Genomic DNA, 11,474 nt, shown 5'->3' on the forward strand with positions numbered 1-11,474 from the left:
ATTCCATGTCGCGGGGGCCAGCTACCTGATGGCCTTTTTTTACGGCCATTGCACAAACATCATTTTCCCGGAACGAGCCTTTAACCCGGCATCCATGCTGCAAATCATAAAAGATGAAGTAGTCACAGACATTCATATTGTCCCTACCAATCTGGTGAGCATGTTGAGCCTCGCCGATTTTGACACATATGACCTGAGCAGTTTGAAACTCATCTGGTATGCCGGCTCGCCCATGCCGGTGGAAGTGTTGAAAAGAGGCATGGAGCGATTTGGACCTATTTTCATTCAGGCCTACGGACAGTCTGAGTCAGGACCCCTGGTGTCCACGTTGAGCCAAAAAGCGCACCAGGTGCTGGATAAACCTGCTGAGGCCCAGAAGGTGCTTGCCTCTTGCGGCCAACCTGTCCCTGGAGTGCAGGTAAGGATTGTTGATCCTGACGGCAAAGATGTGTGTCTGGGTGACAGAGGGGAAATTGTGATAAAAAGCCGATCACTGATGCAGGAATATTGGCAACGACCTGAAATAACAGCCGAAACTATTGTCGGCGGATGGCTCTACACTGGTGATGTGGGGTATTATGACAATGAAGGCAATATATATCTTGCTGACCGTAAAAAAGAGATGATTATTTCCGGCGGTGAAAATATTTACCCAAGGGAGGTCGAAGAGGTTTTGTACCGGCATCCTGCGGTGTTGGAAGCTGCGGTTATCGGAGTACCCGATTCTTACTGGGTGGAGCGTGTCCATGCGATCGTGGTGTTCATACCGGGAGAATCCGTTACCGATAAGGAACTGAAGGATTTCTGCAAGCGACACCTGGCCAGTTATAAGAGCCCAAAATCATTTGATTTTGTTGATTCTCTTCCAAAAAGCCCGCAAGGTAAAATTTTAAAGCGAAACCTAAGAAAAGAGTATTCACAGAAGATGTTGGTCGGAGCATGAAGCTGGTTGACCAACTGCATGCCGGAACAGTCAATATTAACACCCAGGTACTGACACCGGATCTGCCTTGGGATGGATTCAAAGATAGCGGTATCGGCAAGGAAGGTGGAATCATAGGGATAAAAGATTACACTCAGGTCAAACTGGTTTGTATTAAATTTGATTGAACGGGTAACGCCTTTAAAAAACTATCCGCAAATATGATCCAATATCGGTCATGCCCTGACGGGCTCAACAAATCATGAAAGAATCCAAAAGATTGCCAAGTTCTATCATGTAATAGAAAAAGGAGATTCAACTATCACGAGGCCCAAGCAAAACGGAATAAATTCAAATAAAAACAACGCATTAAGATAGGCATTCCTAACAGTTTTGACAGTCGCTTTATTTTTCATTGTACTGATCTGGCGTATCAAAGTCAAAAAAACAAGTATGTCATTGTTTGGTGATTTATAACCATTGTCAGGGCTCAAAAAAACAAAGACTCATTAATGCTATTCTTTTTAAAGGGGGTGGTTTCTCTATATATCCGCAAATTTTAATATTGTTTTTAATTGAATTTTTCAGGATAACACAAAGTTAAAAAGGAGAAAGAAATGATAAAGACCTTATTGGATACCCAGCATCTACTATTGAACAGACGTGTAAAACCCGCTTTATTTATGTCTATTGTCAGTATTTGCTTGCTCGTTGGTTTCCATGTTACAAACGGCTATGCTAAAACAGTTGAACTAACCATGGCCAGTCTTTTTCCACCGGGATCAACTTCTGCAAAATCTTTGGAGCGATGGGTGCAAAAAATTGAAGAAGACAGCCATGGAACGCTCACCATTCGTCATTATCCTTCAAATACGCTGATTGCGGCGTCGGATATGCGAAGTGGGGTCAAAATGGGTATTGCTGATCTTGGTGCCTCTTTTGTCTATAAACCTGAGCCCGGATTTGAGCCCACCATGTTTTTAGCCCAGATGATTCGAGGTCAGGACTACGATAGCTGCCTTAACATCATAGAGGACATATTTAAGGAATTTCCAGAACTCTGGGCTGATCAATGGAAAGATTTTAAACTAATCTGGCTAACAACCGCTGATCCGAATCGGATTGTCACAATCAAAAAACCGGTGCATACAATCGCTGATATGGAAGGCTTGCAGATTAGAATACCCACTGCAAAGACAGCAGAAATTATTAAGCAATTGGGAGCAATTCCAGTATCCATGTCCTCAGCTGACTGGATTGTAGCCATTGACAAAGGAATGGTCTCAGGAGCCGCAACTTCCATGGGTGGTGTCTATGATTATAAAATTGGCGAAAAAATTAAATATGTCACCAGGTTTTCAACAGGTCCAGGGCTTGTATTCTTAACCATGAATAAAAATTCCTATAATAAGCTATCACCTGAACATAAAAAAATTATCGATAATTCGATGCAGATGGGCAAAGATGATTTCATAAATACCAAAAAGACAGAGCTGAAAACAGCCATTGATTATCTCAAAAACAGTGGTGTTGAATTTATCGATCTTCCTGCCGAAGAAATGAAAAAATGGGAAGCCCAACTCCAGCCCGTTTTTGATGGTATTGCAGCCGAACTCGATAAAAAAGGCTTTCCCGGAACCAAACTGATGAATTATGCCCTTGAGCGTGCAGATTTCTATAATGCCCAAAATATGAAAAACTAGTTGCGGAGAACAGTCAGGTATCAGTGGTAGTAAAGACTATGGCATTTTAGCAGTCCTTGGAAAAATTCAGCTGATTGTAAAGCTTTGAGACAAGAAGGGGTATGCCCTGAGACCTGGCCTGTTCACTTTGTTCCGAAAAGTTCTTGATGGCATGAATTTTTCTCGGATTTTCAGAACCGGTGTTGGATGATCTTAACTGCAATACCGGTTTTACAGCTGTTTTCGCACCGCTCTTGTTGATTTGATTGCCGACTTCTTGACGCGGCGTGGGCAGAATAAAATTTACGTGAATTCATGGTGTCCTCCTATGTAATTATTTGTTTTCAAATAGAAAAAATCGATTTTTCCTAGCGGCTTTTGTCAAGTAAATCAATTTCAACCGGGTTATAAAACGCCCGAAGCAGATATTAATTGTCATGGAAAGATTAAAAGCTGATGTAAAGGCAAAATCAGATAGTTTAATTTATTATTTTAATGGAGGTAGTAATAATGGACGCGACTTTTTTATTTGCCAAAAACTTTAAACAGATCAAATATGAAGACCTTCCGGGAAAAGTTGTAGATATTACAAAAAAACAAATTCTAGATTATTTTGGTGTTGCATTGGGCGGATCATCCAAACCCGGTGTAAAAGAACTTCTGGAGTTATCGATTGAATGGGGAGGCGCGCCTCAAAGCAGTGTTCTGTGCTGGGGAAATCGTTTGCCGGCCCCAATGGCAGCGCAGCTTAATGCGACCATGGCGCATACCTTGGATTATGATGATGTTCATGAAGCAGCCATTATGCATCCCGGTGTTGTTGCTATCCCCACCGCACTGGCCATGGCTGAATTTCTGGGTGGTGTGGACGGCAAAGAGCTTATTGCGGCGATTGCATTGGGAACGGATTTTATCTGTCGATTGGGGCTTGCCACCCGGCCTGGTGAGAATATCATTCCCTATGGGTGGCATCAGACCTCTTTATACGGATATATTACTTCTGCAGCAATTGCTGGTCGGATGTTGGGGTTAACCGAAGAACAGATTGTCAGTGCCGTTGGCATTGCCTATCATCAGACAGCCGGTAATGCACAATGCGTTAGTGATGGTGTCTTGACTAAACGTATGGGGCCTGGATTTGCAGTGAGGGGAGGCATTGCTTCTGCATTCATGTCCCAAAAAGGAATTACCGGTGCTCAAAATTGTCTGGAAGGCTTGTTTGGGCTTTATAAGGTTTATCATGACAATTGTTACTCCAGGGAAGAATTGGTTGAAGATCTGGGGTCCCGATTCGAGACTTTGAATGTCAGTATTAAGCCATATCCTTGCTGTCGTGGCGTCCATCCTTTTATTGATGCCGCCATGTCACTGGTCAATACTCACGATATCCTGCCGAAAAATATTGAATCCGTAGAAATGTTCTGCGGCAACGGCACCTGGGGGCTGCTGTGTTCTCCTGTGGAGATAAAAGCCAAGCCGCGTAATTTTGTTGACAGTCAGTTCAGTGCTCCCTGGGGGGTTGCTACGGTGCTGGTAAAAAGAAGAGCAGGACTGGATGATTTTACACCGGAAGCAATCAAGGACCCGGCTGTCCTGGATGTGGCGGGAAAAATCAGTGTTGAAATTGATCCGGATTTAACCCGGGGTGATGATATTGAGCCCGGTCGTGTGAAAGTTATCCTCAAAGATGGGAATGTATATAGCCAACAGGTCAATCAGCCCACGGGTTCTCCTGAAAAACCGCTGACACTTGAACATTGTGAGCGAAAATTCAGAGATTGCCTGCTCCAGCAAGTAGAAAAGCCAATGCCAAAGGAAAATGCAGACAGGCTGGTAAAGATGGTATCAGGACTCGAAAAACTTGGGAATGTCAAATCACTGATGGATGTCGTTGTCTGGTAATGTTTCTTCCATAAATTAATTTTTAAAAATACCATATCAAGAACAGCTAAATACACCACAAGGGTTAATCTTATAGGAAATAGAAGGTGCAAGGAGAGGGATAATACATGAATCAATTGAAATTATTGGAGCATTATATATTTAAAATATTTTTGATATTGGCATCCATGTCACTTATCTCCATGATGCTGATTGTAACGGCAAATGTTATCGGCCGTTTGTTTTTTGATTTCCCGATAATGGGATCATTTGAGATCGCAGGGCTGTCCGGAGTCATTTTGGGAGGAATTGCCCTGGGATATACTGAAAAAGAAAGAAGAAATGTTACGGTGGAAATTTTGGTCATGCAGTTGCCCTCCCGAATAAAATCCATTTTAGATGGATTCACATTAACACTCAGCCTGATCGGGGTGGGGTTCCTTTCGTGGGCAGTATCTAAAGAGGCGTTGCATGCTGCAATAAATGGCGAAAAAACCATGGTGGTCGGAATTCCCACATTTCCCTTCAAGATTGTCTGGGCAATTGGAACAATGATCCTTTGTTATTGCATACTCAAGAATATAATCGCCTCTTTCAGAAAAGGATTTAAAAAATGACTCCCATAGCAACTGGTATAATTGCCATGTGTATAATGCTGTTTTTACTTGCCCTTGGAAAACCCGTCGGTTTTACAATGCTACTTGTCGGTTTTGTCGGTTCTGCCTGTCTGATCAATACGGGTGCAGCACTGCATATTCTGGCCACAACTCCTTATGAAGTTATTTCTAGTTATGATTTCAGTGTGATTCCCCTTTTTTTATTAATGGCATCTATCTGTCTTAAATCGGAATTGGCTTCCAACTTGTTTCGACTTTTACATGTATGGATCGGCCGGTTTCCCGGAGGACTTGCCTCTGCTACAATCGGGGCCTGCGCTTTTTTTTCGGCAGCCAGCTCTTCCAGTATTGCTACAGCAGTGACAATGGGTGTTGTTGCCGTACCGGAGATGCGAAAATACAAATACGATGTCGGTCTTGCGACCGGATGCGTGGCAGCTGGCGGCGGGCTTGGGATCCTGATCCCGCCCAGCGGAATTTTGATCGTTTATGGCATCATTACTGAACAATCTATCACCAAATTGTTCATTGCCGGTCTCGTGCCGGGAATTTTACTTACATTGATGTTCATCATCATGATCTATATCCGTGTCCGGATGAATCCGGAACTTGCCAAGCCTATTGAAGAGACATTTACTTTAAAAGAAAAGGTCAAAATTTCTCTTGAGTCGATAGAAATGATCGTTTTGGTTTTTGGTATTATTGCAGGTCTTATTCTGGGTTGGTTCACACCGACAGAAGCCGGGGCTATCGGCGCTTCTGGAGCGATTTTATTATCCCTGGCCAGAAAAAGGCTGTCCTGGAAGGGATTTACAGAGGCGCTTGTCAACTCCATTCAAACCTGTGGTATGATTTTTACAATTTTAATCGGCGCCTTGGTGTTTAACACCTTTCTTGCCGTTACCACAATCCCCATGGAGCTTGCTGGATATATCGGCGCTTTTGATTTGCCGCCAATGGTTATATTGCTGCTTATTATATTTTTGTATCTGATACTGGGTTGTTTTATAGATTCGCTTTCCATGATTTTGCTGACCATTCCCATTTTTTATCCATTGATTGTCAGTCTCAATTATGACCCTATTTGGTTTGGGATTCTTATCGTCATGGTTATTGAAGTGGCTCTGATTACGCCACCGGTCGGCATGAATGTTTTTGTTATAAACGGTTTGTTTAAAGACATCCCGATGCAGAAAATATTTGTGGGAATTGTTCCTTTTTTAATCGTTGAATTGATTCTTATTATTTTAATCATTACTTTTCCGGATATTGTTTTGTTCCTGCCGAAGATGTTCGGCTGAAAAACAATGCCTTACTTGATAAAAATGAAAACACAAAAATATAATCGTCTTAAACTGATCTTTGATCAGTTGATTTTTTAATATCTTTTAATTTAAACAACATAAACCAACGCAAAAATTCTTTGGCACTACTATAATACATTTATCCCAGCTCATAAGTGGAACTATAATAGGAGGCTTGGGAATTTTCAGCGTAATCAGCAAAGGGGCGGCAACAAATCCGGCAGGAACTTCTCAGACCAACGGGTTCTTGGGTGTTTATCTGAAATTTGCCGGATTTGATAGTACCATTGTTCAAGGTCAGGCAAAAAAGTGGTGTTACCTGTATATTCAGCATAGTACGGCAAAAATTTATGATGTTGAAAATTTAATCGGTAATGATACCTACCTGAGAAACTGAAGATACAGTGAAAAGAATCGTCAAAAACAAAGCAGCGTTTATTCCATTGGCCCTGCCGGTGAAAATCTGGTTCGATTTGCCTGTATTGTCGGTGATCATGGCCATGTAGCCGCACATAACGGTATGGGAGCCGTCATGGGCGCCAAACGCCTGAAGGCTGAGTTGTTACAAGTCCATCAATTAAATCATCATTCTGAGGAAGGAATTGCCATTATGAAACCCGTTTCATCTATTCTTTTTGCGACGAATCTCACCGAAAATTGTCGGCCAGCCTTCGAATTCGCAGCGTCCATGGCCATCCGCTATCAGGCCACCCTAGTTCTGCTTCATGTTTTTGAAAAAATACCGAATTATGCGGAAGGTAGTCTGCATTCGATTCTGGGCAATGATAAATGGAAGGAATATAAGGCAGCACACGAAAAAACCGCACGGGAGACCCTAATTAGCAAGAAATCAGACAGTAGGATGATCCATGAGATGTTGCAAAATTTCTGTGTCGAGGCCGGTATCGAAGGCGATAACTGCGGGTATCAATCCCGAGAAATCGTGATCACCGACGGCGATGTGGTCGAGGAAATCGTCACCAATGCCAGAAAATACAAGTGCGACCTTATCGTCATGGGTGCCCACCAAGGCTTTCTCACCGGGACATCTATCGGGACGACCATCAAAAACGTCCTGCGCAATTCGAAAAAGCCGGTTCTAGTGGTTCCGCCGAATCCCGAGAAATAGGCGTCATAATATGAAGCCGCCTGTGCTATCAATCGTGAGGAAGAAGCGCTCGTGAAAAAACACCCTCATCGATTAGGCTTGGTAGGATTTGGGCTTGCGAGTGACAAGCAGAATGTATTCGAACAGCAGCCTCTGAGTGTCGAGTTGTTTGACTTCAGTTGGAAATGGAATTTCCGGCGGTGGTTGTTAGTTGAAATCCATTGAGCCTCTTAGCCCGAGCCCTGCCGGATGCGGCTTGTGCCGCCCCATCGACTTCGCCATTTCCAAGCCCGTCGTATTCCGGCCGCCATGTCAAAGCCGAGTCAGCGGGCGTAGGGCTTGATCTTGGTGTGACTGGCATGGTTACGAACTTACTGGTGAAAGTCCAGTCATAACCCCTGAAAGGAGGGAATATGTAGGCAAAGGCAAGGGTGCCCGAAGAAACTCTTTTGATATGCCCGAGGAGGGACAACACGGTGAAAGAGAGCCAATGAGGGATCTGAAGGAAGCTGGAGTCAAACCTGTAACCCAAACTCGATGTGAACATCTGGAAGGCTACACGGAAAGGGCGAGGTACCCAAGACTGCCGAAGCCCGATATCCTTTCCGTATTCCGTGGAGTATGGGAGGTGAGTGGGCAGGGAAAGTACGTACTCTTACCCGGTGAAGGACCGTCTGAGCTGGGCCGCTGTAACTACGACAGCCAAACCCTAAGCGACACAGCAATGTGGCCGTTATGGACAGAGGGTCTTCAGAAGAAGCCATAGTAGGTATAAAATCGGTAGCCGATGAGAATGCGGTGACGTATCCGAGGGTAAGACTACCGGAAAGCGACAGGGAAGTTAGAGCCGAAGGGCGGAACATGTGACCGGTAAAGGAAGCACGTTATGAGCGGAAGTTTTGAATTCAGCCATTGGAGTTCACTTTGAAGGGGAGAGACGTATACATCCTGTCGTTTCAATATACCGGGCTCAATCATGTAATATCACCATCTTCCTTTGTAAAAAAAACTGTATCCGCCGTTCGTGTTGCGTGAACGGTGCGTCTGTGTTAACAATAAAAAACAAAGTATCTTATAACAGTTCAGTTTAACTTAGTTTCACTTCTATACTCCGGAGCAGTTATGGACATGTTGATGATCGATCGGCTACATGCCGGCCCGGAACTTGATAAACTGGTTGCCCGGCAGGTCATGAAGCATAAAATCGTCATGGACGACATCTTTGGCCTTCTGGAAATGTACACGACGGAAAAGGGCGAGAATATCTATCAGGCCCTGCATCCCTACTCGCAAGATCTTGCATGCGCGCAATACGTCATCCACAAAATGGACGAAATGGCGTTCCACGATGCAACCGCTTACTGGCGTGGCGATGATCGGCCGGAAATTATCTGTAAAGCCGCGCTTCGTGCAGTTTTTCAAAGAAAAAAAGAAGAAGACATCCATAAAAGACGCTCCGTACTCAGAATTGTGAAGTAGAACTCGTCGCCACCCTTCTCGTACTTGCACTTCAGCCGTATCCCGGATGCATCAGCGTCAGCCCTTATGATGGTCAAATAAATTAAGGAATAACGGGTACCTTTGTTTAATGGAACCCAACCTTTGCATCGCTTTGACGCCAAACACACGAGAGAGGAGCCCAGTGCGTTAGGAGCGCACACTAGGATCTGCGCGGGGGTGCAGGGTAACCTGCATTCCTACCGCGACCGGAATTATGCCATTTGCAGGCACGCACCCACTGGCTAGCAATAACCAGTTTCTTCCCGAACTCAGCAAGTTAATCTTTTCCGTGGGTAGTCAATATGTTACCCCCTTGCATATCATACATCTCCCAAAAGGTGACAAGGTATTGCTATAAAGGAGTTCACTTTAACTGTAGCGGCTTGCAAACAAGAACGCGTAGGCTCGCAAACAGATTGCTTATGGACTCAGATTAATTGCCAATAAGGGGTTGTAAGCCGGAACCCAAGAAAATTCCGTCATCCCAACTCCAGTCCCGCCACGAGCATATCCAAGTCGATCATTTTGCCGTCGCTCTGAAAGGTGTAGTGCTCGTGCTTAGTGATCGGCTTGCTCTCGATAGCCTCGCCGTGGAAATAGCGGCTCAGCACGAAAGCGCAATCGTCCTCGACCTCGTTCCAGTCGTAGCGGAAGAAGGTATGCTTGGCCTTGAAGTAACCGATCTGTAAGACGCAATAGATCTGGGCTTGAAGTCCAGGTCGACTGCTGGCAAGCGCCAGTTCGGTTTCGGTCAATGCCAGGTACTCCAGTCGTTGGGCATCATCGAAGTCTGGCAAGCCATACAAAGCGTACTGTTCAGCTTCCGATAGCACTGTCAGCAGCTTGTTTTTCCCTGCCATTGCTAGACGCGTTGTATCGGTCCAGGATATTTGGCCACCTGTATATCGGCCGTCAGTAGCGTTATGCCCTCGACAATTGCCTGCGCGACGAGTAGGCGATCGAAGGGGTCTTTATGGATTGGCGGCAAGGCGCCGATGGCTACCGCATGCTCACTGAGGATCGGCAATTCATGGTAACCATTGTCCAATAGGCTACGTCGCAGTACGCGTGGATCCACCTTGAAATCTTCGCGCTCCAATCCGCATTTGATAACGATTTCCCACAGACTGGCGACGCTGAAGAATAATTCGTTTTCAGGTTCGCTCATCAGCATCTGGGCATCCGATGGTAGATGTTCAATGCCTTGTGCTGCCCATAGCAGTAGGTGAGTGTCCAATAGCAGCTTCATGCACCCTCTTCGAACATCTTCACTATCTCTGCTTCGGCCATATGGTCGAAGTCATCCGGCACACTGATTTGACCAGCCATAAAGCCAAACCGTTTGATCTGGGAAGGATCCGGTGCATTGAGCGGAATAACCTTAACCAACGGTTTGCCGGCCTTGGCGATGACGAACGGCTCACCCTTAGCGGCTTGCGCCACCAGCCGAGATAAATGGGTTTTGGCCTCGTGAATATTATATGTCTGCATAGTGACTCCTCGATTATACTTGGTTCATTAAACTTAGTTTAATGTGATCCGCCGCATTGTCAAGTTCGAATAGAGTACCCCCTTGTCGAACTAGCAAAATATGGCACTCTATAGAATATCAATGAACCTTAAACAGACCGGTTCGCTAAAATGACCCTAAATGCACTTACACCCTTCTTTGTCCGAGCCTACCTGCGTGCATCAACCGATGAACAGGATGCTCAACGTGCCCGAAGTATCCTGGATCAGTTTGCACGTGAGCGAGGCGTCAGTGTCTGCAACTACTACGCAGAGAATGAGTCTGGGGCACGCCTGGATCGTCCTGAACTGTTCCGGTTGCTCGCCGACAGTCGATCGCATGACGTATTGTTGATCGAAGATGTGGACCGCCTGTCACGTCTGGCGGGTGCCGAATGGGAAACGTTAAAAAGGCTCATTCGGGAACGCGAGGTGCGCATCGTCGCGGTGAATGTCCCCACAACCTGGCAACATCTGGCCCCTCAGCAAAACGAATACGATGCTCGCATGTTCGGCGCAATCAATGACATGCTCCTGGACATGCTGGCGGCCATCGCTCGACGTGATTACGAACAACGCCGACAACGACAAGCTCAAGGTATTGACAAAGCCAAAGCAGTTGGCAAGTATCGGGGGCGGCAGGCCGATAAAACGCAGTATGCTGCCATCAATCGGTTGCTCACCAGCGGTAGCTCCTGGAGCATCGTTCAAAAAACGGTGGAATGTAGCCGCAGTACCATCAGAAAAGCCGTCAGGCATGCAAGGCGCACAGCGAGCGCCTCTGCGTCAAGTGATGTGAGCACCAAGAACGACGCTACGGGGGTATAGTGGGACGAGCGCGATGGTGGACGGAATTTTCTGGGATTCCGGCTTACAACCCCAAGAAGGCAGACTTAAGTTTTTGCTGGTCTTGCGAGTTTTCTTCTCCAAAAAGATGGACAATATCAGCCT

Annotated in this window: 10 protein-coding genes and 3 pseudogenes; 10 read left to right on the forward strand and 3 right to left on the reverse strand. The window is 45.5% G+C overall.

Annotation, left to right across the window (positions count from 1 at the left end; translation table 11 throughout):
• From ACYQ8U_RS21925 to ACYQ8U_RS21965, 9 genes and pseudogenes are all read left to right on the forward strand, one after another.
• A partial coding sequence (locus ACYQ8U_RS21925; protein ID WP_459947705.1) for an AMP-binding protein occupies positions 1 to 943 on the forward strand: 943 nt, incomplete at its 5' end.
• On the forward strand, positions 940 to 1,110 hold the full coding sequence (locus ACYQ8U_RS21930; protein WP_459947706.1) for an aldehyde dehydrogenase family protein: 171 nt from the start codon (positions 940 to 942) through the stop codon (positions 1,108 to 1,110). The genes ACYQ8U_RS21925 and ACYQ8U_RS21930, both read left to right, overlap by 4 nt.
• Before the next feature lie 429 nt (positions 1,111 to 1,539).
• Positions 1,540 to 2,625, forward strand: a complete 1,086-nt coding sequence (gene dctP / locus ACYQ8U_RS21935; RefSeq protein ID WP_459947707.1) for a TRAP transporter substrate-binding protein DctP — start codon at positions 1,540 to 1,542, stop codon at positions 2,623 to 2,625.
• Between the two features lie 489 nt (positions 2,626 to 3,114).
• Entirely contained in the window at positions 3,115 to 4,506 is a 1,392-nt protein-coding gene (locus ACYQ8U_RS21940) for an MmgE/PrpD family protein (RefSeq protein WP_459947708.1), read from the forward strand.
• A 107-nt stretch (positions 4,507 to 4,613) separates the two neighbouring features.
• Complete coding sequence (locus ACYQ8U_RS21945) at positions 4,614 to 5,102, forward strand: TRAP transporter small permease (protein WP_459947709.1); 489 nt, start codon at positions 4,614 to 4,616, stop codon at positions 5,100 to 5,102.
• Positions 5,099 to 6,403 (forward strand): TRAP transporter large permease, encoded by a 1,305-nt coding sequence (locus ACYQ8U_RS21950; RefSeq protein WP_459947710.1) that lies wholly within the window; start codon positions 5,099 to 5,101, stop codon positions 6,401 to 6,403. Before ACYQ8U_RS21945 ends, ACYQ8U_RS21950 begins: the two co-directional genes overlap by 4 nt.
• A gap of 178 nt (positions 6,404 to 6,581) precedes the next feature.
• Positions 6,582 to 6,902, forward strand: a pseudogene (locus tag ACYQ8U_RS21955) (aldehyde ferredoxin oxidoreductase N-terminal domain-containing protein); the annotation flags it as partial.
• Between the two features lie 114 nt (positions 6,903 to 7,016).
• The gene (locus tag ACYQ8U_RS21960; RefSeq protein ID WP_459947714.1) at positions 7,017 to 7,535 is read left to right on the forward strand and encodes a universal stress protein; all 519 of its coding nucleotides are present in this window, start codon (positions 7,017 to 7,019) and stop codon (positions 7,533 to 7,535) included.
• 1,101 nt (positions 7,536 to 8,636) lie between these two features.
• On the forward strand, positions 8,637 to 8,993 hold the full coding sequence (locus ACYQ8U_RS21965; RefSeq protein ID WP_459947711.1) for a hypothetical protein: 357 nt from the start codon (positions 8,637 to 8,639) through the stop codon (positions 8,991 to 8,993).
• Positions 8,994 to 9,556: 563 nt separating this feature from the next.
• Here the strand turns inward: ACYQ8U_RS21965 and ACYQ8U_RS21970 are convergent.
• The 3 genes and pseudogenes from ACYQ8U_RS21970 to ACYQ8U_RS21980 all read right to left on the reverse strand — a co-directional run.
• A pseudogene (locus ACYQ8U_RS21970) lies at positions 9,557 to 9,874 on the reverse strand (DUF4158 domain-containing protein); the annotation flags it as partial.
• Positions 9,875 to 9,876: 2 nt separating this feature from the next.
• Positions 9,877 to 10,263, reverse strand: coding sequence for a type II toxin-antitoxin system VapC family toxin (locus tag ACYQ8U_RS21975; protein ID WP_459947712.1), 387 nt, complete (start codon positions 10,261 to 10,263; stop codon positions 9,877 to 9,879).
• Positions 10,260 to 10,505 (reverse strand): type II toxin-antitoxin system Phd/YefM family antitoxin, encoded by a 246-nt coding sequence (locus ACYQ8U_RS21980; RefSeq protein ID WP_459947713.1) that lies wholly within the window; start codon positions 10,503 to 10,505, stop codon positions 10,260 to 10,262. The genes ACYQ8U_RS21975 and ACYQ8U_RS21980 overlap by 4 nt, the downstream gene beginning before the upstream one ends.
• 150 nt (positions 10,506 to 10,655) lie before the next feature.
• Here ACYQ8U_RS21980 and ACYQ8U_RS21985 point away from each other — a divergent pair.
• A pseudogene (locus ACYQ8U_RS21985) lies at positions 10,656 to 11,312 on the forward strand (recombinase family protein); the annotation flags it as partial.
• Positions 11,313 to 11,474 lie beyond the last annotated feature (162 nt).

Source organism: Desulfocastanea catecholica (assembly GCF_054657295.1).